Here is a 20575-nt window from a genome sequence, read left to right on the forward strand (position 1 = left end):
ACTATTCCGATACGAGGTCCCTATGAAGCCTGAAGAGTTCCGCGCAGACGCCAAACGCCCGTTAACCGGTGAAGAGTATTTAAAAAGCCTGCAGGACGGCCGTGAGATTTACATCTACGGCGAGCGCGTCAAAGACGTCACTACCCATCCGGCGTTTCGCAACGCGGCGGCCTCCATCGCACAGATGTACGACGCGCTGCACAAGCCGGACATGCAGGACACGCTGTGCTGGGGCACCGACACAGGCAGCGGCGGCTATACCCACAAGTTCTTCCGCGTGGCGAAAAGCGCCGACGACCTGCGCCAGCAGCGCGATGCCATCGCCGAGTGGTCGCGACTGAGCTACGGCTGGATGGGCCGCACGCCGGACTACAAAGCCGCTTTCGGCTGCGCGCTCGGCGCTAACCCGGCCTTCTACGGCCAGTTCGAGCAGAACGCCCGGAACTGGTACACCCGCATTCAGGAAACCGGCCTGTACTTCAACCACGCCATCGTTAACCCGCCGATCGATCGCCACAAGCCGGCGGACGAGGTGAAAGACGTCTACATCAAGCTGGAGAAAGAGACCGACGCCGGGATTATCGTCAGCGGCGCGAAAGTGGTAGCCACCAACTCGGCGCTGACCCACTACAACATGATCGGCTTCGGCTCCGCGCAGGTGATGGGCGAAAACCCTGACTTCGCGCTGATGTTCGTCGCGCCGATGGATGCCGAGGGCGTGAAGCTGATCTCCCGCGCCTCCTACGAGATGGTGGCAGGCGCGACCGGCTCCCCTTACGACTACCCGCTCTCCAGCCGCTTTGACGAGAACGACGCGATCCTGGTGATGGATCACGTGCTTATCCCGTGGGAAAACGTACTGATCTACCGCGATTTCGACCGCTGCCGTCGCTGGACGATGGAAGGCGGTTTCGCCCGCATGTACCCGCTGCAGGCCTGCGTGCGTCTGGCGGTAAAACTCGACTTCATCACCGCCCTGCTGAAGAAATCCCTGGAGTGCACCGGTACCCTGGAGTTCCGCGGCGTGCAGGCAGATCTCGGCGAAGTGGTGGCCTGGCGCAACATGTTCTGGGCGCTGAGCGACTCCATGTGTTCCGAAGCCACCCCGTGGGTCAACGGCGCGTATCTGCCGGATCACGCCGCGCAGCAAACCTACCGCGTGATGGCGCCGATGGCCTACGCCAAAATCAAGAACATCATCGAGCGTAACGTGACGTCCGGCCTGATTTACCTGCCGTCCAGCGCCCGGGATCTGAACAATCCGCAGATCGACCAGTATCTGGCGAAATACGTGCGCGGCTCCAACGGCATGGATCACGTCGAACGCATCAAGATTTTGAAACTGATGTGGGACGCCATCGGCAGCGAGTTCGGCGGTCGTCACGAGCTGTACGAAATTAACTACTCCGGCAGCCAGGATGAAATTCGCCTGCAGTGTCTGCGCCAGGCGCAGAGCTCCGGCAACATGGACAAGATGATGGCGATGGTCGACCGCTGCATGTCCGAATACGACCAGCACGGCTGGACCGTACCGCACCTGCACAACAACAGCGATATCAACATGCTCGACAAGCTGCTGAAATAGCGCAGCGGGAGGTTGCAATGCATTCAGATGAACAACGCCTGCGTTTTCGCGACGCAATGAGTAGCCTGTCGGCGGCGGTAAACGTGGTCACCACCGAGGGTGAGGCGGGCCGCTGCGGCATTACCGCCACCGCCGTCTGTTCGGTCACAGACACCCCGCCGTCGGTGATGGTGTGCATCAACGCCAACAGCGCTATGAACCCGGTATTCCAGGGCAACGGCAGGCTGTGCGTTAACGTGCTGAACCACGAGCAGGAGATCATGGCTCGCCATTTCGCCGGGATGACCGGTATGACGATGGAAGAGCGCTTTGCACTCTCCTGCTGGCAGAAAGGGCCGCTGGCGCAGCCTGTGCTCAAGGGTGCGCTCGCCAGCCTTGAAGGTGAGATTAGCCAGGTGCAAACCATCGGCACGCATCTTGTCTACCTTGTTGAAGTTAAAAACATTATCCTGAGTGACGCGGGACACGGCCTGATCTACTTCAGGCGCCGTTTCCACCCGGTCATGCTGGAGGCAGAAGCCGCCTTGTGATGCCCCCTCGCGCTGGCCTTTTTTTCCGGCCAGCGCCGCTTTCTACAAAAACTCCTAAGGTTTCCCCTAAATCACGCCGTTATATAGCCATAAGAGAAATTTTCTGTGACTGAATACTGACACTACCTGTCAGTGCATCCGCATCATTCAGCGCATACCTAAATATACAGGATGACCTTATGGCTAAAACGACGCGTAGCCGCTCGGCTGAACGTCTGGTCGATATTCTGGTTGAGCTACATTTAAACGGTGTGGTAAACCGCAGTGCGCTAATGGAGAAATTTAAAATTACCGAGCGTACCGTCTACCGGGATTTAAATGCCCTCTCTCCCATTGTTGAACATTTCGGTAACGGGCTATATCGGCTGATCCATTCTGCACAATCGCCCGGCGGACAAGGTTTACATCACACCCTTGCTAACTTCCTGAATGCTGACAGCTTTTTCCCTGAAAGAAATACGGAATTCTGGCAGAAGCTTGAAACGCGCGTTGACGAAAACCATATTCTTATTCTTGGCAATGAAGCAGAACACACGGTAGAGCGTGATATTCGCCGTCATTTAACGAAAATCGAGAAATCGATTAAAAACCATAATGTTTGTCAGATCGTTTATAAGGGTAAAACCCGTCTGATTAATCCCTATAAACTCATTAACAAAAAAAATATATGGTATTTACAAGCCACCGAAAATAGCCGCCTGAAGTCCTTCTCCTTGAGCCAGATTAGCTGGTTTGATATTCAGAAAACGACCTTCACTCCTGAAGAAAATGTTCTTGAGCTGCTGGAGAAAAGCCTCGACCCCTGGGTATCTGAAGATACTTTCGCAGTGAAAATATTTATTAAAGATAATATTTCACATTACTTCCTGCGCCGCGATCTTCTGCCGGAACAGGAGCTGCTGGAGGAGCAACAGGGCGGCGTCACGCTGCGCTGCCAGGCGGCACACGAGAACCAGATCCTGCCGCTGCTGTTCTACTGGCTCCCCCATATTCAGATACTGGAACCGAGCTGGCTGAAGGAGAAGCTCATCAGAACGCTGGAGAACTATCTGGCAGTGGAACGCAACCCGAATAATCAAGTGATCTCAATCACATAATTTCGCCCACTGGCGGCGAGCCGAAACCGCTCGTCGCCGCCTTTGACCGCTCACCCGGCACTTTCAACCACTCATTCATTTACCGTCCTTTACGCGCGCGTTGATCTGGCACGATCGCTCCAGCATTAATCAATACCTCCTCACAACGAACCCTGACCCTTTTTTCTTTACATAAAAAACCAGGTCTTACTATGGATACTAAAAAACTACTGAAGCACGTGCCCTGGGCCTTACTCGGGATCCTCGGCGCTTTTTGTCTGGCGGTTGTCGCATTACGCCGGGGCGAACACGTAAGCGCCCTGTGGATCGTGGTCGCGTCCGTTTCCGTCTATCTTGTGGCTTATCGCTACTACAGCTTATACATCGCGCAGAAGGTCATGAAGCTCGACCCGACGCGCGCCACGCCGGCGGTCATTAACAATGACGGCCTGAACTACGTGCCAACCAACCGCTACGTGCTGTTTGGTCACCACTTTGCCGCTATCGCCGGGGCAGGCCCGCTGGTCGGCCCGGTACTGGCCGCGCAGATGGGCTACCTGCCGGGTACGCTCTGGCTGCTGGCGGGCGTGGTGCTGGCCGGTGCGGTGCAGGACTTTATGGTGCTGTTTATCTCTTCTCGCCGTAACGGCGCCTCTCTGGGTGAGATGGTCAAAGAGGAGATGGGCCGCGTGCCGGGGACTATCGCCCTGTTCGGCTGCTTCCTGATCATGATCATCATCCTCGCGGTGCTGGCCCTGATCGTGGTGAAAGCCCTGGCCGAAAGTCCGTGGGGCGTCTTCACCGTCTGCTCAACCGTGCCGATTGCGCTGTTCATGGGTATCTACATGCGCTTCCTGAGACCGGGACGCGTAGGTGAGGTGTCGGTCATTGGTATCGTGCTGCTGGTGGCCTCTATCTACTTCGGCGGCGTCATCGCGCACGACCCTTACTGGGGCCCGGCGCTGACCTTCAAGGACACCACCATCACCTTCGCGCTGATTGGCTATGCGTTTATCTCCGCGCTGCTGCCGGTCTGGCTGATTCTGGCCCCGCGCGACTACCTGGCGACCTTCCTGAAAATCGGCGTGATCGTCGGGCTGGCAATCGGGATTGTGATCATCAACCCTGAACTGAAAATGCCGGCGGTGACCCAGTACATCGACGGTACCGGTCCGCTGTGGAAAGGCGCCCTGTTCCCGTTCCTGTTCATCACCATCGCCTGCGGTGCGGTCTCCGGCTTCCACGCCCTGATCTCCTCCGGTACCACGCCTAAGCTGCTGGCAAACGAGAAAGACGCACGCCTGATCGGCTACGGCGCCATGCTGATGGAGTCCTTCGTGGCGATCATGGCGCTGGTTGCCGCGTCTATCATCGAACCGGGTCTGTACTTCGCGATGAACACCCCTCCGGCGGGTCTCGGTATTACCATGCCGAACCTGCACGAGATGGGCGGCGACAACGCGGCGCTAATTATGGCGCAGCTGAAAGACGCCAGCGCACACGCGGCGGCGACCGTCAGCTCCTGGGGCTTCGTGATTTCGCCTGAGCAGATCATGCAGACCGCGAAGGACATCGGCGAACCGTCCGTGCTGAACCGCGCCGGTGGCGCACCGACGCTGGCTGTCGGTATCGCACACGTGTTCCACAAAGTGCTGCCGTGGGCGGACATGGGCTTCTGGTACCACTTCGGTATTCTGTTCGAAGCGCTGTTCATCCTCACCGCGCTGGACGCCGGTACCCGTGCGGGCCGCTTCATGCTGCAGGATCTGCTGGGTAACTTCGTGCCGTTCCTGAAGAAAACCGACTCTCTGGTAGCGGGCATTCTGGGTACGGCGGGCTGCGTCGGCCTGTGGGGCTACCTGCTGTATCAGGGCGTTGTCGACCCGCTCGGCGGCGTGAAGAGCCTGTGGCCGCTGTTCGGTATCTCTAACCAGATGCTGGCGGCTGTAGCTCTGGTGCTCGGTACCGTTGTCCTCGTGAAGATGAAACGCACCAAATACATCTGGGTCACCGTGGTCCCTGCGCTGTGGCTGCTGCTCTGCACCACCTGGGCGCTTGGCCTGAAGCTGTTCAGCGCCAACCCGCAGCTGGAAGGCTTCTTCTTCATGGCTAACCAGTACAAAGAGAAGATTGCCGCAGGCGGTGCGGATCTGACCGCCCAGCAGATTGCCAACATGAACCATATCGTGGTGAACAACTACACTAACGCGGGTCTGAGCATTCTGTTCCTGGTGGTGGTGTACAGCATCATCTTCTATGGCATCAAAACCTGGCTGAAAGTGCGTAACGCCGACGGCCGTACGGACAAAGAAACCCCTTACGTGCCGGTGCCTGAAGGCGGCGTGAAGACTTCTTCACACCATTAATCCAGCATGTCACTCCAGGCCCGGATCGCTGCGCGCCACCGGGCTTTTTCTTATCAGGACCCGTTATGTTTGGTAACTTAGGCGAAGCAAAAAAATACCTCGGTCAGGCGGCGAAAATGCTGATTGGCATTCCGGACTATGACAACTACGTTGAGCATATGAAGACCAACCATCCGGATAAGCCGTACATGACCTACACTGAATTCTTCCGCGAGCGTCAGGAAGCGCGCTACGGCGGAAGTGGAGAAGGCGGCGTCCGCTGCTGCTAAAGGAGAGACCATGACCCCGATTGCCGTTACCCTGCTGACCGGTTTCCTCGGCGCCGGTAAAACCACCCTGCTGCGCCACATTCTGAACGAGCAGCACGGCTTCAAAATCGCCGTCATCGAAAACGAATTTGGCGAAGTCTCCGTAGACGACCAGCTGATTGGCGATCGTGCCACGCAGATCAAAACCCTGACCAACGGCTGCATCTGCTGCACCCGCTCTAACGAATTAGAAGATGCCCTGCTGGACCTGCTCGACAGCCGCGATCGCGGGGAAATCGACTTTGACCGCCTGGTGATCGAGTGCACCGGCATGGCCGATCCCGGCCCGATTATTCAGACCTTTTTCTCCCATGAGATCCTTTGTCAGCGCTATCTGCTGGACGGCGTGATTGCCCTGGTTGATGCGGTCCACGCCGACGAACAGATGAACCAGTTCACCATCGCCCAGTCTCAGGTGGGCTACGCCGACCGCATCCTGCTGACCAAAACCGACGTGGCGGGCGAAAGCGAAAAGCTTCGCGAGCGCCTGACCCGCATTAACTCCCGCGCGCCGATTTACACGGTGACGCACGGCGATATCGACCTGTCCCAGCTGTTCAACACCAAAGGCTTTATGCTGGAGGAGAACGTCACCGCGAAACCGCGCTTCCACTTTATGGGAGACAAGCAAAACGACGTGGCGTCGATTGTGGTGGAGCTGGATTATCCGGTGGATATCAGCGAAGTCTCCCGCGTGATGGAGAACCTGCTGCTGTCGTTTGCCGACAGGCTGCTGCGCTACAAAGGAGTGCTGTGGATTGACGGCGAACCCAACCGCCTGCTGTTCCAGGGCGTGCAGCGCCTGTACAGCGCCGACTGGGACCGCCCGTGGGGCGATGAAGCGCCGCACAGCGTGATGGTGTTTATCGGCATACAACTGCCGGAGGAAGAAATTCGGGCGGCGTTTGCGGGTCTGAAGAAATAACCGCATCGAACATCCCCTCTCCCCTATGGGGAGAGGGCTAGGGTGAAGGGTAAGCCCTGGTATTATTTCACCGCCTCCGGAAGCGTCACAATCCACAGCTCGCTGTCGGACTCCGGCTTCTTCAGCGGCTTCACGCTGAGCGTGGTTTCAACCGGTTTATCATCCAGCGTCAGCTTGCCTTCTGCATTTACCCGGTAATCCTTGAGCTTCTTGCCCTCGACCGGATTTTGCATCGCTACCTTTACGCCAAAGTCGTTATCGTTCGCCACCGCAAGCGTTTTGCTGTCGATCAGCGCCAGCCCTTCGGCCTTCTCCTGCTGCCAGCCCAACGCGCGCAAATCGACGACCTGCGTTTTAGCCGCAAGGGTAATGCCGCGCTGCGCCAGGGTTTTCTCATCATCAAACTCAGGGTACTCGCCCGGCTTGTCGAAGGCGGAAAGGTCGCTCGCCTTGCTGAGATCCACCTTGTAAATCAGGTTACGCATTCCGTCGTTTTTATCGCTTCCCTGCTCAATCAGCAGGATGTGCTGGTCATCAAGCGCCACGATATCGCCGATTTTGGCGTCGCTGTTTTTGTCGTAGGCCGCGCTGTCGATGGGGTAACCGTACATTGCGGTTTTGCCGGTTGCCGGATCGAAGCTCACCAGACGCGTAAACAGCGCCTGCTTTTTGCTCTTACCGTCGATGTCCAGCGTGCTCTGCACGGCGGCGATAATGCGTCCGTCCGGCATCCGGGTCAGGCCTTCGAAGCCCCGGTTCGGCTGGCGCCATTTGATGATGTTTGGCAGACCGCCCGCGATGGATTTTTCCCCTTCCGCCGCCTGCGGCCCGTGGATCGCAAGGATTTTGCCTTTGCTGTCGACGTTAATCAGGAACGGACCATATTCGTCGCACAGCCAGTAGCCGCCTTTTCCGTCCGGGGTGATGCCTTCCGTGTCCAGGCCACGGTTGTCACCCCTGAGCGTCTTTAAGGTATCGCTGAACGCCACTTCATTGGTGGAGCCAATCACGCCGCTTTGCAGCGGCAGACCGTTGATCTCGCCTTTATCATCATGCAGCGGGCGGGCATCAACCGCCTCCGCTTTGCCGTTCTGGACGCGGATGGTCATCAGCAGCGGCGCGAAATCCGGCGTGACAAATATTTTGGCTTCGCTTTTACCCATTTTTGGCGCATCGGCGTTTGGACCGCGATCGGTCACGGTCGCAAAGGTCAGGGCGTCGCCCTGCTTGCCCGTAAACAGCAGGCCGGAGCCGATTCCCACAGGGAGTCCGTTTGGAAACGCGCTGGCAAACGCGCCGCTGTAGCTCACGTGGGAGCCTTCAGGGAAGCTGACGACATAGCGCTCAGCAGTGGGCTGCGCCGCCAGGCCAGAGAAAGAGAGCGCACAGCCGATTAGCACAGGAATAATTTTTCTTTTCATATTGTTAGTGTCCAGGAAGTGAAGCCAACAACGTAAAGAATAAACGTGTCAGAAAAATGACATGGCGGAAAGCGACCTGGCGTTGCGGGACGTATAACCACCTCCAGAAATGTAAACCTGTGTCTTTATCTGTGACAACTGAAACACTTTTGGAAATTATTAGAAACTCAATTAATTCAACACGAACCACATTCTCCGGCTCGTTCAGCGTACGTTTAATCAAAACCCTGAACCATCCCTAAACGAGAATGCATTACGTATTGACTCCTTGCCGGCTCAACATTCAACCAACATTTAAAATTCAAAAACCCAACAAAATCAGCTTAAAAACGCGACAAACATCACATTTGCAGTGATAAACAGCTCTTGTTAAGGTGCCCTCAGATTAATTTGATGAAGAGGAAAAACTCATGAAAAAGCTCAACGTTCTCCTTCTTTCCGCTCTGACCGCCGTATCAGGCTCCGCACTGGCCATGGGCGGCAGCATTGAGCAGGGTAAGAACTTCACTAACCTGAACGTCGAAATGGGTAAATCAACCTCTGGTCTGTACACCGAAGGTAGCTGGCTGAAAAACACCGACGACGGCACCACGACCGGTGGCGTGGGTGCAGGCTACAACTTCGAGGTCGGCCCGGTGATGCTGAACGCAGGCGCTAAGGCCCTCTACGTTGGCCCGAAGAAAGGCGATAACGGCGTGGCGTTCCCGGTCGGCGGCGGTGTGAACGTTGCCCTGACCGACAGCATCAGGGTATTCGGTGAAGGCTACGTTGCTCCAGACGGCCTGAACAACAGCGTGAAAAACTACGTTGAAGCGAACGGCGGCGTAAGCTGGACGCCAGTGAAGCCGGTGACGCTGAAGGTGGGTTATCGTCACGTGAGCGTTGATGGCAAAGACGGTCGTCCAAACCACACGTTGGTAGACGGCGCTTACTTCGGCGGCGGCGTGAGCTTCTAATCCACCTGATAAATAAAAAACCTGCCATTCGGCAGGTTTTTTATTACTACGTTACTTACGCACCACCACCAGCTTCTGGTTCACAAATTCTTTAATCCCCAGATCCGACAGCTCGCGTCCGTAACCGGAGCGCTTCACGCCGCCGAACGGCAGCTCTGGCGCGGTATCGGTGAGCCAGTTGATGTACACCATCCCCGTCTCGATACGCGACGCCATCTTCTTCGCGCGCTCGATATCCTGGCTGAATACCGCCCCGCCCAGGCCGTAGTGGGAGTCGTTCGCCAGCGCGACCGCCTCTTCGTCGTTTTTCACCACGTACATCTGCGCCACCGGGCCGAAGAACTCTTCGAAGTACGCCGGGTTGTCGCGCGAGATGTTCGTCAGGATCGTCGGTTCAAAAAAGCTGCCGTCGCGCTGCACCGGCTTGCCGCCATAGTGCAGCGTCGCGCCGTTTTTCACCGCCTCGTTAACCTGTTTGGTCAACGTTTCTAGCGCATCTTTCGACGACAGCGGCCCCAGCGTAGTGCTTTCGTCCAGCGGATCGCCAATCTTCACCTGCTTAAACGCCTCGGTGAATTTGCTCAGGAAAGCGTCGGCGATCTTTTCATGCAGGATAAAGCGCTTCGCCGCGGTACAGACCTGCCCGGCGTTGTTGAGCCGCGCATTCACGCCAGTCTTGACGGCTTTGTCCAGGTCCGCATCGTCCAGCACCACGAATACGTCGTTACCGCCCAGCTCAAGCGTGGATTTCTTAATGTGCTTCGCCGCCTGTGCGGCCACCACGCTACCGGCTTTTTCGGAGCCGGTTAATGCGGCACCCTGCACGCGATCGTCGGCAATGATGTTCGCCACCTGCTCGGACGAGATAAACAGGTTGGTCCATGCACCTTCCGGCGCGCCCGCCTCGCGGACCAGATGGGCAAAGGTTTCGGCGCAGTGCGGCACGATGCTGGCATGCTTGGCGATCACCGGGTTACCCGCCGCCAGATTTGGCGCCAGAACGCGCATCAGCTGGTAATACGGGAAGTTCCACGGCTCAACGGCCATCAGCACGCCGATGGGATGATGCTCCACCCACGCTTCCCCGAGTTCGGATTGATACTTCACCGGGGCCAGGAACTGCTTCGCGTTGTCAGCGTAATAGCGGGCGATTTGCGCGCACAGCTTCACTTCGCCGCGGCTCTGTTCGATGAGCTTACCCATCTCCTGGCTGGCGATTTTCGCCAGCTCCTCGGTACGCTCGTCGATCAGGTCGGCAAGCTTATGTAGCACCGGCAGGCGCTGGCTGATGTCGCCTTTCGCCCAGTCCGAATGGTAAAGCGCATCGGCCGCCTTCAGCGCCGCTTCGATATCCGCGTCGGTATGTGAGGGGTATTCTTTGATGAGCTGGTTAGTGGCAGGGTTTACTGTCTGATAAGCCATGTCGAATCTCCTTGTTTTACCGCTTAGGGTATTAAGGGTAGTCAACATGACTGGCCGTGGGCGTAAAGTTGGGTATATCCGGAAGGTTCTTAATGAAGCGCTGCCAGACGGTTCGCTGACGTGGTATAAAAAACGTCCAGAAGGAGTGCTTATGACCGATACCCGACACATCCGGCAGACTTTTCACCGCGCCTCAGGCCTTGAGCTGCGCAGCACGTGGCGGAGCACGCAGGCGTATAAACGCCATAGCCACCCTCAGCTCTCTATCGGCGCGATTATGGAAGGCCAGACCTGCTGCGTGTGCCATGACAGAGAATACATCCTTAACCCCGGGGACCTCATTGTGATCCCGGCCTCCGCGCCGCACAGCTGCAACCCCGTCGCCGGGCAACCGCGCAGCTACCATATGCTCTATATCGACACCGATCTTCCTCTGGCGCTCCAGGTGATTCGCGACCCTACGCTCTTTAAGCGCTACCTTGATATTGTTGAGACGATGTCGCCTGCATCCGTGGATACGCTGCTTTCAGCCCTTCCCCGATGCGAGAAAAACGCAGATGCGCTTCGCTCAACCAGCCAGCACGTGCAGCAGGCGTTTCTTGCCGACCTGGCCGCACCGCCTTCCCTCGATGAACTTGCCCAACGCTTCTCGCTGCGCAAGGAGACGCTGATCCGCACCTTCCGGCAGGATACCGGCCTGACGCCGGGCAGCTTCCTCAACATCTCCCGCGTGGAGTTCGCCAAAGCGCGGCTACGTGCCGGGGACGACATCGCCGACGTTGGCTACCAGAGCGGCTTTGCCGATCAGAGCCATTTTCATAAGATCTTCGTCAGCTATACCGCCGCCACGCCGCGCCAGTACGCTACGGGCCGATCAATATCCGACAATAAATAGCGTTTGCAGCGCCGTAGTCTGACCGCAGATTTTTAAACTGAGGTTGCTATGGAACTGTTCTTCCCTTCCGCTTTTCTCGCCCTGGCGCTGGCGCACTTTGTCGCCCTGCTAAGCCCGGGGCCGGACTTCTTCCTGCTGGTGGGCTACGCCGCGCGCTACCGGCTTCGCGGCAGCGCCGGAGTGTGCGTCGGCATCGCCGCGGGCAACGGGCTGTATATCTTACTGGTGATTATCGGCTGGAGCGCGCTGCGCCAGTTTGCCAGGCTGTTTACGCTTATCGAGCTTTGCGGGGCGCTGTACCTGCTGTGGATAGGCTCGCATCTGGTGCGCAGCCAACCGCAGGCACTGGCGCTGAATGAAACCCGACAGCATCGCCCCTCTCTGCGTAAGCAGATCCTGCTGGGGCTCGGCTCGGCGCTGCTAAATCCGAAGAACGCGCTGTTCTATCTGGCCCTGATGACGGCGCTACTGGGGCCGGACGTCACGCTGCTTCAGCAGGCTACATGCGGCATCTGGATGGTGATGGTGGTGCTGGCATGGGATCTGGCGCTGGTGTCCCTGATGGGATTATCGTCAGTTCAACAGAAGCTCAGCCGTTCGCTGTGGCTGATAGAGCGCACGGCGGGGGCAGTGCTGATGGGGTTTGGCGGGTGGGTGCTGTGGCGGTTTTTGCACTTTCCCCCCGCTTACCTCTATCCTTAACCCATGGAAAAAATAGCTGAACTCAAACGCGCCAAGCTGCTGGCGCTGTCGCTGCTGCTGGTTGCCGCCGCGGCCTTTATCACCACCCTGTTCCTGCCGCAGACCTTCTGGGTGCGCGGCGTCAAGGCCATTGCCGAGGCGGCAATGGTCGGCGCGCTGGCTGACTGGTTTGCGGTCGTCGCGCTGTTCCGCCGGGTGCCGATTCCCTTTATCTCCCGCCATACGGCGATCATCCCGCGCAATAAGGACCGGATTGGCGACAATCTCGGCCAGTTCGTGCAGGAGAAGTTTCTGGATACCCAGTCGCTGGTCGATTTGATCCGCCGCTATGAACCTGCGCAGATGATCGGTGCCTGGTTCAGCAAGCCCGACAACGCCCAGCGCGTCGGGCTGCACTTGATGCAGGTGATGAGCGGTTTTCTGGAACTGACCGACGACGGGCGCATTCAGCGCCTGCTTAAACGCGCGGTACATAAGGCCATCGACAAGGTCGATTTCACCGAAACCAGCGCCGTGATGCTGGAGAGCATGACCAAAAACAACCGCCACCAGGTGCTGCTGGACGCCATCATCAACCGTCTGATTACCCTGATTCAGCGGGAGAGCACGCGGGACTTTATTGCCGACCAGATTGTCCACTGGCTGAAGACCGAGCACCCGCGCAAGGCGATGGTGCTGCCCACCGAGTGGCTGGGCGATCAGAGCGCGGAGATGGTGTCGAACGCGGTGAACACGCTGCTGGACGATATCAGCCACGACCGCACGCACCAGATCCGTCAGGCGTTCGACCGCGCCACGCTGAAGCTTATCGACAACCTGAAAAACGATCCGGAGATGGCGGCAAAAGCCGACAACATCAAGCACTACCTGAAAAACGATGAGGCGTTTAACCGCTATCTGGGCGAGATGTGGGCCGATCTGCGCCAGTGGCTGAAGGCAGATATGCAGAGTGAAGATTCGCGCGTGAAGCAGCGCATCGCCAACGCCGGGCTGTGGTTTGGCGAAACGCTGTCTAACGACGCCAGCCTGCGGGCATCGCTGAACGAGCATCTGGAGCAGGCCGCGCACCGCCTCGCGCCGGACTTCGCGGCGTTTCTGACCCGCCACATCAGCGACACGGTGAAAAGCTGGGACGCCAAAGACATGTCACGCCAGATTGAGCTGAACATTGGCAAGGATCTGCAGTTTATCCGCGTCAACGGAACCCTGGTGGGCGGGACGATTGGCCTGATCCTGTTTTTACTCTCGCAGCTGCCTGCCGTGCTGGGGCATTAATCTGCTTTTGGCGGCGCGATGACGTAGCGGGTCGCCTCGAAGCGGTTCAGGATCAGGTGCACCAGAAAGACCATCGTCAGCGTCACCACCAGCGAAAAGGTGACAGAGGTGATGCGGTACAGATCGCTGAACACCAGGTCAGTGTCGGGGTGCATGTTCTGCCCGAACATAATGCCGATGGTGGTGATGCTGGAAAAGCCCACGCCCGCCCCCACTTTTTCCATCACGTGGAGTCGTGCGCCAAACGCCAGCCCGAGGCCAATCAGCGGCATCATCAGCAGCATATGGCTGCTGTGATCGTAGAGTATTAGCTGCACCACCAGAATGTAGAGACAGCCCAGCACCACGCCGACCACGCGCCAGATCGAGCTCATCACTGAACCTCGGTAGTGCATTGGGAACAGGATTAAAATCCCCGCCATCAGCGCCGAAAGCGAATCGCTTAAGTCGCTAATCTGGAACACCACGAATATCAGCGTCGCGACGGTGCCGGAGAGCAGCGACTCGTGGCGCACGCGGGCGTCGTCTTTCTCAATCAGCGGTGGCGGCTTGCGGGGCTCCACGTCCGGCAGAAGATAGTTCATCAGCGCGCTCAGGCACACCGCCATCACGCTGGCTTCGATGTTGGAAAACAGCAGCGTGTGCCAGTTGGTGGTGGGGTAGCTCATAAAGTTGAGCATCACGCTCTGGCATACCACGCCCATTGAGCCAAACAGGAACAGCGGTCCCTTGCTCATAAAGCGAAAACGCATCACGTACAGGGCAAACACCACCAGCGTCATGATCGCCGGCCATTGCGACAGATAGCCGATGATAATCACCATTTCAACGCAGTTCAGCGATGCGCTGAAGATAAACTGCTTCGCCACGTGGCGGTTAAACACCGGCACCAGCGAGAGCAGCATGATCGGATAGACCACGAAAAACACGCCGTAGCTGGTGTTGTAAAAGCTGGAGATGCTGAGCGCAATCATCCCGGCAAAGACGATGCGCAGTGTCTGGCGGAAATCGTTTGCCGTATAGACGATGTTGCCGTGCGGGGTAAATACCCTCGCCAGGGTACTAATAGACATAGTGAAGCAGGCTCACCAGGTGGATCTGCATCCCGGAGAAAAAGCGCGCAAACGGCCCTTCGCTATTGTAGAGCTGCACGGTCGCGCGGGCGCCGGTCGGCAGATGCTTCGGAAGCGGCTCGTCCAGCGTCACGTGAATGCGCATGCGCTGGGCGTCACGCACCCAGCGGTTAGAGGTTTCCGGCTCGGAGAGCTGGCCGTTAACGGCCTCCTGCCCCGCCAGTATCCCCGCGTCGCTGCTGGTGACGTGGGCGCGGAAAACATGTCCCGGGAAGGCGTCAAACACCACGGCCGCATCGGTGCCCTGATGGGTATGGCGCAGGCTTTTTTCACGGAAATCGGCCACGATATCGGTCTGGTTGTTCACCAGCGCCAGCGCGGCGGAACCGGATGAAGCGTAAAAGCCGGGGCTCAACTGCAGATTACTGACCGTGCCGTCCGCCAGGGCATAGACCTTCGTCCAGCCGAGGTTCAGCTCAGCTTCATCCAGCGCGTTGCGGTATTTTTGCAGCGTCACGTTGCGGTGTTCTTCGCGCTCACCACGCTGGATGCGCAGGTTGCGGATGTTGGCCTGAATCGTGCTGACGGACTGCTCGCTGCTCTGCCAGGTCGTGCGAACCTTATCCAGATCCGCCTGCGAGACGTTCTGCAGTGTGCTCAGCTTCTGGTAGCGGTCAAAGGTCACTTTGTCGTTACGCGCGGTCAGAACGGCGGTTTTCAGGCTGGCCTGCGCGGCGGCGATCTGCGCGTCCAGCTGTTCATTGGACAGGCGTGCCTGCTCAAGCGCGATTTGCGCCGCTTCCACCTTATTGCGAAACGGCGTGTCGTCGAGCTCAAACAGCAGATCGCCTTTCTTCACCTGGCTGTTGTTGTGGACATGCACCGCCGCCACGTAGCCGGAGACGCGCGGAGACACCGGCGTCACCACGCGCATCACGGTGGAGTCCGGCGTCAGCGGGATCCAGATATCCGCGACGATAAAGTAGACAAACATCAGCAGGAAAGAGGCAATACTCACCCTTACCCAGCGGGCAAACTTTTGTTCAGGGGTCATTATTTTTCGGTCTTGTTATCTTCTTCGCGGATTGTCCGCAAATTGCAGGCGATTTGATTCAACGTGGCGCTGAAAATATCGAGATGTTCCGGCGCGATGTTTTGCGATACGCGCGCCTGATACGTCTCAATCACCTGAGTGAGCCTTTGTAACAGGGCTTTTCCCTCAGGCGTCAGCGTCAGAAGCCGGATGCGCTTGTCATAAGGCGATGTGCCGCGCAGCAGGTAACCCTGCTTTTCCAGCTGTGTCAGGGTGCGCATCAGCGGCGGCAGTTCAATGCCCTGCACCTCCGCCAGCTCACTCATTGAGACGTTATCCCCGAGCTGATGAAGCTGCATCATCACCGTCCAGCTCGACTGGGTTAACCCGGTATCGAGAATGGCCTCGTCGATGACGGCACGCCACTGGCGCACGATCATCGCCATCCGCATGCCCATCGGTCTGCGGCAGAACAGTTCTTCTTCACTCATGGGGAAACCTCTCGTCACACGCGGTCAAGATAATAGTTATCAGGGTAAGTATCAAGAAACGAGAGGCATAAGCGCAGGAATTGCGAAAGGTGTTACTGGAGGCGATGTACGCGTAGGCCCGGTAAGCGCAGCGCCACCGGGCGTTTTTAGCGGCTAAAAAGCCTCTTTACAGCGGCCTTCCCCGACGCCGTCACAACCACCTCCCGATACCCCGCTACCCGCTGGATCCAGCCTTTGCTTTCCATGTGGATGAGCAACGCAGCGCCCGCCTCACCGCCGAGATGAAATCGCCGCTCGCTCCAGTCCAGGCAGGCGCAGCAGGCCTTCCGGCGCGGATGCGCGCTTAACGAAATGCCGAGCGTCAGGAACTGCTCCCGGCCATAGAGTGTCAACGCTGAACCATCAGCCTCCAGCCAGCCTTCCGTCTGCATGAAATCATAAATCTGCACCGCCACCGCGCCTGCGAGATGGTCGTAGCAGGTCCTGGCTTCACGCATGGCTTTCGGCGCGGTGGTTTCCGGCGGGGTAATGCGGCTCCACGAAAGCCCCATCATTTGCTCCACCAGCGCCGCCACGTCGTGCCCGGCAAGACGATAATAGCGATGCCGCCCTTGCGACAGGCAGATTATTAGCTGCCCTTCAACCAGCCGGGCAAGATGCCCGCTGGCGGTCGACGGGGCGACGTCTGCCGCGGCGCTCAGTTCGGTAGCGGTCCACGCCCGTCCGTCCATTAGCGCACACAGCATCTTCACGCGCGACGGATCGGCCATTGCAGCCGCCACCGCGGCAATCGCCAGCTCCAGCATCGCGCTGTTATCAGGGAGTAAACTCGTCTTAAGCATGGGCCGCCCAGGGTTCGGTGATCTCTGCGGCCAGCTTATCATCATCCGTCAGCAGAATAAGGTGATTCGCATGGTCGCTGTACTGAGTCAGGATAGACACGCCGCGTGCCGCCAGCGCCGCTGCGATCTCGCCCAGCTCACCGGGGCGTTCCTGCTTAAGCTTTCTGATCACCGGCTGTCGCACCGCCTGTACGGTAAACCCGGCGTCGAGCAACACGCGTCGCGCTTTTTCCCCGTCTTCCACCAGGAAATGGGCATGTGTACCAAATACGCCACCGCCCTCCAGCCCCACGCCGTTGCGGCCCAGCAGCTGTCCAAACCGCGCCAGTTCACCGGGGGTATCGCGAAAAATGACATGAACGTCATACATCGGCATGCCCTCCGGTTTCGGAACTGTATTCCCGCACCAGCTGCGCCACCCGGATGCGGTAGTACGCAAAAATCGACGTCCGCCCTTCGGCCTGCGCCGCCTGATGAAAGACGTTCTGCTTCCAGCGGCGGACGGCCTCTTCATCCCGCCACCAGGAAAGGGACAGGATTTTGCCGTCGGTGGTCAGGCTCTGGAACCGTTCGATATCAATAAAGCCGTCGATGTCCGCCAGCAGCGGCTTAAGCTCTGCGGCAAGCTGAAGATAGCGCGCCTGATGGGCAGGCGCGGCTTTAGCTTCAAAAATGACTGCGATCATGAGGGTCTCTCCGTGGTGATGTTGAGGAGAGCATGCGGGATGGAAAAGCACAATGCTTCGGTAAATAGCGAAGTTTTAGCCCACCATCGACCTCGGCTCCATAAACGCCCGAATTCCCCACTCGCCCATCTCGCGCCCCAAACCGGAGTGCTTGAAGCCACCGAATGGTGCTTTCGGTTCATGAGCCAGGGTGTTCACCAGCACGCGACCGGAAACAATCTGCTGCGCCACGCGTCGCGCGCGGTTTACATCACCACCCAGCACCATCGCGCTCAGGCCGTAGTCGGTTTCGTTGGCAATGGCGATCGCCTCCGCATCGTCACGATAGGGGATCACGCACAGCACCGGACCGAAAATCTCGTCACGGGCAATCGTCATCCGGTTGTTCACGTCGGCAAACAGCGTCGGAAGCACGAACCAGCCGTCCCGCGTGCCTTCCGGTCGCCCTTCACCGCCCGCCAGCAGGCGCGCCCCCTCTTCGATACCTTTCCGGATATAGCCCTGCACCCGCAGCCACTGCTTTTTGCTGACCATGGGGCCGACGTCCGTTGCGCTATCGCGCGGGTCGCCGGATTTCACCGCCGCCACGGCCTGCGCCAGCGCGGTTTCGATCTCTGCCTTGCGCGCCTGCGGCACCAGAATGCGCGTTCCGGCCACGCACGCCTGCCCGCTGTTCATAAACCCGGCCTGGATCGCCAGCGGGATCGCCTGCGCGAGATCCACATCATCCAGCAGGATCGTCGGCGATTTACCGCCTAACTCCAGCGTCACGCGCTTAAAGCTTTCCGCCGCGCTACGCAGGATCGCCTTGCCGGTATTCGTGGAGCCGGTGAACGAGATTTTCGCCACGTCCGGATGACGGCTAATCGTTTCGCCTACCGTCTCGCCGCGTCCGGTGACGATATTAAATACCCCTGGCGGTAATTCAGCATCGCGCAGCGCTTCGGTGACAATCTGCGTTTGCAGGGCGCTCATTTCGCTCGGCTTGATCACCGCCGTGCAGCCCGCAGCCAGCGCGGCCGCCAGCTTGCCGCAGATAAACCCCGCGTCGCTGTTCCAGGGCGTAATCAACCCTGCCACCCCAAGCGGCGTCATCTGCACCGTCGCTGCACCTGCGGGGGTGACAAACTCAAACGCCTCCAGCGCCTCAATTGCCTGAGCAATCACCTCCGCCGGATAGCTAGCCATCCACGCCGAGCGCGAGGCGGGCGCGCCGTACTCTTCAATGACCGCTTCCAGCAGATCGTCGTGGCGAGCGGCCACGGCGGCATGCATGCGCTTCAGCGCGGTGATGCGTTCCTGTTTTGTGGTCTGCGACCACGCCGGAAACGCCGCTTTTGCCGCCGCGATAGCGCGTTCAGCGTCAACCTCATCCGCCAGACGAACCTGGCCGATGACCTGCGCCGTCGCCGGATTGTACAAATCAAACCACTCGGTACCGTGCGGGGTAACAAACTCGCCGTTAATAAAGATCTGTTCGATGGTGTGCATATAAACCTCCTCAGGCTGTGTGAGCCCAGTCTGTCACGGCTTCTCCGTTGCGATAATCCACGCTATGCTGCAAGGGTTGTTTCGATTTTCAGGATAATCTATGCATCGTTCAGGTCTGACAGAGCTGGAAGTGGTGATGGCGGTGGTGCGGCGCGGCAGTTTTCGCGGTGCGGCGCAGGAGCTGGGGATGTCCGCCACGGCGGTAAGTAATGCCGTCGCCGGGCTGGAGAGCCGCCTTGAGACGCGACTTTTCAACCGCACCACCCGCAGCGTGGCGCTCACCGACGCCGGGCAGCGCTACGTGGCGCGTATCGGCCCCGCCCTGCAGGAGATCCGTCTCGCCAGCGAGGAGATCCACAGCGACACCGGGGAACCCGCCGGTACGCTACGGCTGAACGTGCCGAACCATATCGGCACGCTTTTTCTGGACCAGCTGCTGATCGACTTCATGATCCGCTACCCGAAGATGCGCGTAGAGACCGTCAGCGAAGCGCGAATGATCGACATCGTCGCGGAAGGCTATGATGCGGGGATCCGCCTCGAAGAGTCCGTCCCGCAGGACATGATCGCCGTGCCGCTGACCGGTGAGATCCGCCAGCTCGTCACCGCCACGCCGGACTATTTCGCCCGTCACGGCATACCCGAAACGCCGGACGATCTGCTTTCACATCAGGGGATCGGTATGCGTATGGCTCACGGCGGGATCTACCGCTGGGAGCTGGCGCGTCGGGGGGAAACGTACGCCCTTGCCGTGCCGCCGCGCTTTGCGACGTCCGATCTTTTTGCCTCGATCCGCGCCGTGAAAGCGGGATTAGGGGTGGGATTTTTACCGGAACTCTATATTCGGGACGAGCTGAAAAGCGGGGAACTGGTGAGCGTCTTAAACGACTGGGCGCAGCCGTTTGCCGGGCTGCGCCTGTACTACCCCGGCCATCGCCACGTCCCGCCGGGACTGCGGGCGCTGGTGGCGATGATCCGCGAGCGCGGAATTATTCCAGGTTAGCCTTGTTCAGCCCGTACGCCGCGTCCAGCGCGCCGGGCGCCATGCGGGAGGTGATCCCCAGACGGTTCCAGGCGTTGATCGCCACGATGGCGAAGTTCAGCTCTGAAATCTCGACATCCGAAAAGTGCTCCGCCACGCTGCGGTACAGCGCATCGCTTACGCCGTGAACGCCAATCTGGGTCAGCGCTTCGGTGAACGCCAGCGCCGCTTTCTCGCGGGCGCTGAACAGCGGGGACTCGCGCCAGGCCGCCAGATGGTACAGGCGCAGCTCGCGCTCGCCGGCGATTTTGGCCTCTTTTGAGTGCATATCCAGACAGAACGTACAGCCGTTCAGCTGCGACACGCGAATGTCGATCAGGTGCTTCAGCGCCGGGTCGATGGAGGTTTTTGCTACCTCCATGCTCAGGGCAGACAGCGCGTTGGCGAGGACAGGTGTAACTTTATGGTGGTTAACGCGAGTGCTCATTGTCTTTCCTCTTTTTGTGCGGCATGTGC

Annotated in this window: 21 protein-coding genes; 11 read left to right on the plus strand and 10 right to left on the minus strand. The window is 58.7% G+C overall.

Annotation, left to right across the window (positions count from 1 at the left end; all coding sequences use genetic code 11):
• Nucleotides 1-22: 22 nt before the first annotated feature.
• The 6 genes from hpaB to yjiA all read left to right on the plus strand — a co-directional run bounded on the left by hpaB (nucleotide 23) and on the right by yjiA (nucleotide 6790).
• Entirely contained in the window at nucleotides 23-1585 is a 1563-nt protein-coding gene (hpaB, locus tag LRM19_RS11785; protein WP_271368928.1) for a 4-hydroxyphenylacetate 3-monooxygenase, oxygenase component, read from the plus strand.
• 17 nt (nucleotides 1586-1602) lie between these two features.
• Nucleotides 1603-2115, plus strand: coding sequence for a 4-hydroxyphenylacetate 3-monooxygenase reductase subunit (locus tag LRM19_RS11790; protein WP_111964122.1), 513 nt, complete (start codon nucleotides 1603-1605; stop codon nucleotides 2113-2115).
• A gap of 179 nt (nucleotides 2116-2294) precedes the next feature.
• Nucleotides 2295-3212 carry a helix-turn-helix transcriptional regulator gene (locus tag LRM19_RS11795; RefSeq protein WP_115876541.1) on the plus strand — a complete coding sequence of 306 codons (918 nt, stop codon included), beginning with the start codon at nucleotides 2295-2297 and terminating at the stop codon, nucleotides 3210-3212.
• A gap of 191 nt (nucleotides 3213-3403) precedes the next feature.
• On the plus strand, nucleotides 3404-5557 hold the full coding sequence (locus tag LRM19_RS11800; RefSeq protein WP_111964124.1) for a carbon starvation CstA family protein: 2154 nt from the start codon (nucleotides 3404-3406) through the stop codon (nucleotides 5555-5557).
• Between the two features lie 65 nt (nucleotides 5558-5622).
• Nucleotides 5623-5826: a YbdD/YjiX family protein gene (locus LRM19_RS11805; protein WP_003856610.1), complete on the plus strand. Its 204-nt coding sequence runs from the start codon at nucleotides 5623-5625 to the stop codon at nucleotides 5824-5826.
• 10 nt (nucleotides 5827-5836) lie between these two features.
• Complete coding sequence (gene yjiA / locus LRM19_RS11810) at nucleotides 5837-6790, plus strand: GTPase (RefSeq protein WP_271368931.1); 954 nt, start codon at nucleotides 5837-5839, stop codon at nucleotides 6788-6790.
• A 62-nt stretch (nucleotides 6791-6852) separates the two neighbouring features.
• Here yjiA and LRM19_RS11815 read toward each other — a convergent pair whose 3' ends face one another.
• Nucleotides 6853-8211, minus strand: coding sequence for an esterase-like activity of phytase family protein (locus tag LRM19_RS11815; RefSeq protein WP_271368932.1), 1359 nt, complete (start codon nucleotides 8209-8211; stop codon nucleotides 6853-6855).
• 410 nt (nucleotides 8212-8621) lie between these two features.
• Here LRM19_RS11815 and LRM19_RS11820 point away from each other — a divergent pair, with 410 nt between their 5' ends.
• The gene (locus tag LRM19_RS11820; protein ID WP_133293723.1) at nucleotides 8622-9167 is read left to right on the plus strand and encodes a YfaZ family outer membrane protein; all 546 of its coding nucleotides are present in this window, start codon (nucleotides 8622-8624) and stop codon (nucleotides 9165-9167) included.
• Between the two features lie 51 nt (nucleotides 9168-9218).
• On the opposite strand, the gene LRM19_RS11825 is transcribed toward LRM19_RS11820, so the two are convergent.
• On the minus strand, nucleotides 9219-10589 hold the full coding sequence (locus LRM19_RS11825; RefSeq protein ID WP_271368935.1) for an NAD-dependent succinate-semialdehyde dehydrogenase: 1371 nt from the start codon (nucleotides 10587-10589) through the stop codon (nucleotides 9219-9221).
• Nucleotides 10590-10740: 151 nt separating this feature from the next.
• Between LRM19_RS11825 and LRM19_RS11830 the strand changes: the two genes are divergently transcribed.
• The 3 genes from LRM19_RS11830 to LRM19_RS11840 are packed head-to-tail and all read left to right on the plus strand — an operon-like array spanning nucleotide 10741 to nucleotide 13461.
• A complete protein-coding gene (locus LRM19_RS11830; protein ID WP_271368936.1) occupies nucleotides 10741-11484 on the plus strand; it encodes an AraC family transcriptional regulator in 744 nt (247 codons plus the stop codon).
• 48 nt (nucleotides 11485-11532) lie between these two features.
• A complete protein-coding gene (locus LRM19_RS11835) occupies nucleotides 11533-12186 on the plus strand; it encodes a LysE family translocator (RefSeq protein WP_271368937.1) in 654 nt (217 codons plus the stop codon).
• A gap of 3 nt (nucleotides 12187-12189) precedes the next feature.
• On the plus strand, nucleotides 12190-13461 hold the full coding sequence (locus LRM19_RS11840) for a DUF445 domain-containing protein (protein ID WP_271368938.1): 1272 nt from the start codon (nucleotides 12190-12192) through the stop codon (nucleotides 13459-13461).
• Here LRM19_RS11840 and LRM19_RS11845 read toward each other — a convergent pair.
• The 7 genes from LRM19_RS11845 to LRM19_RS11875 form a co-directional block, all read right to left on the minus strand.
• On the minus strand, nucleotides 13458-14534 hold the full coding sequence (locus tag LRM19_RS11845; protein ID WP_271368939.1) for a DUF2955 domain-containing protein: 1077 nt from the start codon (nucleotides 14532-14534) through the stop codon (nucleotides 13458-13460). The genes LRM19_RS11840 and LRM19_RS11845 overlap by 4 nt on opposite strands.
• Nucleotides 14524-15591 carry an HlyD family secretion protein gene (locus LRM19_RS11850; RefSeq protein ID WP_111964134.1) on the minus strand — a complete coding sequence of 356 codons (1068 nt, stop codon included), beginning with the start codon at nucleotides 15589-15591 and terminating at the stop codon, nucleotides 14524-14526. The genes LRM19_RS11845 and LRM19_RS11850 overlap by 11 nt, the downstream gene beginning before the upstream one ends.
• On the minus strand, nucleotides 15588-16058 hold the full coding sequence (locus LRM19_RS11855) for a MarR family winged helix-turn-helix transcriptional regulator (protein WP_271368940.1): 471 nt from the start codon (nucleotides 16056-16058) through the stop codon (nucleotides 15588-15590). Before LRM19_RS11855 ends, LRM19_RS11850 begins: the two co-directional genes overlap by 4 nt.
• A gap of 146 nt (nucleotides 16059-16204) precedes the next feature.
• Nucleotides 16205-16900, minus strand: coding sequence for an ArsR/SmtB family transcription factor (locus LRM19_RS11860; protein ID WP_271368941.1), 696 nt, complete (start codon nucleotides 16898-16900; stop codon nucleotides 16205-16207).
• Nucleotides 16893-17270 carry an amino acid-binding protein gene (locus tag LRM19_RS11865; RefSeq protein ID WP_111964136.1) on the minus strand — a complete coding sequence of 126 codons (378 nt, stop codon included), beginning with the start codon at nucleotides 17268-17270 and terminating at the stop codon, nucleotides 16893-16895. The genes LRM19_RS11860 and LRM19_RS11865 overlap by 8 nt, the downstream gene beginning before the upstream one ends.
• Nucleotides 17263-17586 (minus strand): antibiotic biosynthesis monooxygenase family protein, encoded by a 324-nt coding sequence (locus LRM19_RS11870; protein ID WP_271368942.1) that lies wholly within the window; start codon nucleotides 17584-17586, stop codon nucleotides 17263-17265. Before LRM19_RS11870 ends, LRM19_RS11865 begins: the two co-directional genes overlap by 8 nt.
• Before the next feature lie 75 nt (nucleotides 17587-17661).
• Nucleotides 17662-19077: an aldehyde dehydrogenase family protein gene (locus tag LRM19_RS11875; RefSeq protein ID WP_271368943.1), complete on the minus strand. Its 1416-nt coding sequence runs from the start codon at nucleotides 19075-19077 to the stop codon at nucleotides 17662-17664.
• Nucleotides 19078-19177: 100 nt separating this feature from the next.
• On the opposite strand from LRM19_RS11875, the gene LRM19_RS11880 reads away from it, so the two are divergent.
• Entirely contained in the window at nucleotides 19178-20080 is a 903-nt protein-coding gene (locus LRM19_RS11880; RefSeq protein WP_271368945.1) for a LysR family transcriptional regulator, read from the plus strand.
• On the opposite strand, the gene LRM19_RS11885 is transcribed toward LRM19_RS11880, so the two are convergent.
• Nucleotides 20067-20546 (minus strand): carboxymuconolactone decarboxylase family protein, encoded by a 480-nt coding sequence (locus LRM19_RS11885; RefSeq protein WP_115876555.1) that lies wholly within the window; start codon nucleotides 20544-20546, stop codon nucleotides 20067-20069. The two genes, LRM19_RS11880 and LRM19_RS11885, sit on opposite strands and share 14 nt — an antisense overlap.
• Nucleotides 20547-20575: the final 29 nt, after the last annotated feature.

The organism is Enterobacter sp. PI-10, assembly GCF_027947695.1.
GTDB lineage: Bacteria > Pseudomonadota > Gammaproteobacteria > Enterobacterales > Enterobacteriaceae > Enterobacter > Enterobacter vonholyi.

Bases quoted from the DNA above. Each gene is read 5' to 3' on its own strand.
- hpaB (WP_271368928.1), top strand. From the start codon at position 23: ATGAAGCCTGAAGAGTTCCGCGCAGACGCCAAACGCCCGTTAACCGGT.
- LRM19_RS11790 (WP_111964122.1), top strand. From the start codon at position 1,603: ATGCATTCAGATGAACAACGCCTGCGTTTTCGCGACGCAATGAGTAGC.
- LRM19_RS11795 (WP_115876541.1), top strand. From the start codon at position 2,295: ATGGCTAAAACGACGCGTAGCCGCTCGGCTGAACGTCTGGTCGATATT.
- LRM19_RS11800 (WP_111964124.1), top strand. From the start codon at position 3,404: ATGGATACTAAAAAACTACTGAAGCACGTGCCCTGGGCCTTACTCGGG.
- LRM19_RS11805 (WP_003856610.1), top strand. From the start codon at position 5,623: ATGTTTGGTAACTTAGGCGAAGCAAAAAAATACCTCGGTCAGGCGGCG.
- yjiA (WP_271368931.1), top strand. From the start codon at position 5,837: ATGACCCCGATTGCCGTTACCCTGCTGACCGGTTTCCTCGGCGCCGGT.
- LRM19_RS11815 (WP_271368932.1), bottom strand. From the start codon at position 8,211: ATGAAAAGAAAAATTATTCCTGTGCTAATCGGCTGTGCGCTCTCTTTC.
- LRM19_RS11820 (WP_133293723.1), top strand. From the start codon at position 8,622: ATGAAAAAGCTCAACGTTCTCCTTCTTTCCGCTCTGACCGCCGTATCA.
- LRM19_RS11825 (WP_271368935.1), bottom strand. From the start codon at position 10,589: ATGGCTTATCAGACAGTAAACCCTGCCACTAACCAGCTCATCAAAGAA.
- LRM19_RS11830 (WP_271368936.1), top strand. From the start codon at position 10,741: ATGACCGATACCCGACACATCCGGCAGACTTTTCACCGCGCCTCAGGC.
- LRM19_RS11835 (WP_271368937.1), top strand. From the start codon at position 11,533: ATGGAACTGTTCTTCCCTTCCGCTTTTCTCGCCCTGGCGCTGGCGCAC.
- LRM19_RS11840 (WP_271368938.1), top strand. From the start codon at position 12,190: ATGGAAAAAATAGCTGAACTCAAACGCGCCAAGCTGCTGGCGCTGTCG.
- LRM19_RS11845 (WP_271368939.1), bottom strand. From the start codon at position 14,534: ATGTCTATTAGTACCCTGGCGAGGGTATTTACCCCGCACGGCAACATC.
- LRM19_RS11855 (WP_271368940.1), bottom strand. From the start codon at position 16,058: ATGAGTGAAGAAGAACTGTTCTGCCGCAGACCGATGGGCATGCGGATG.
- LRM19_RS11860 (WP_271368941.1), bottom strand. From the start codon at position 16,900: ATGCTTAAGACGAGTTTACTCCCTGATAACAGCGCGATGCTGGAGCTG.
- LRM19_RS11865 (WP_111964136.1), bottom strand. From the start codon at position 17,270: ATGTATGACGTTCATGTCATTTTTCGCGATACCCCCGGTGAACTGGCG.
- LRM19_RS11870 (WP_271368942.1), bottom strand. From the start codon at position 17,586: ATGATCGCAGTCATTTTTGAAGCTAAAGCCGCGCCTGCCCATCAGGCG.
- LRM19_RS11875 (WP_271368943.1), bottom strand. From the start codon at position 19,077: ATGCACACCATCGAACAGATCTTTATTAACGGCGAGTTTGTTACCCCG.
- LRM19_RS11880 (WP_271368945.1), top strand. From the start codon at position 19,178: ATGCATCGTTCAGGTCTGACAGAGCTGGAAGTGGTGATGGCGGTGGTG.
- LRM19_RS11885 (WP_115876555.1), bottom strand. From the start codon at position 20,546: ATGAGCACTCGCGTTAACCACCATAAAGTTACACCTGTCCTCGCCAAC.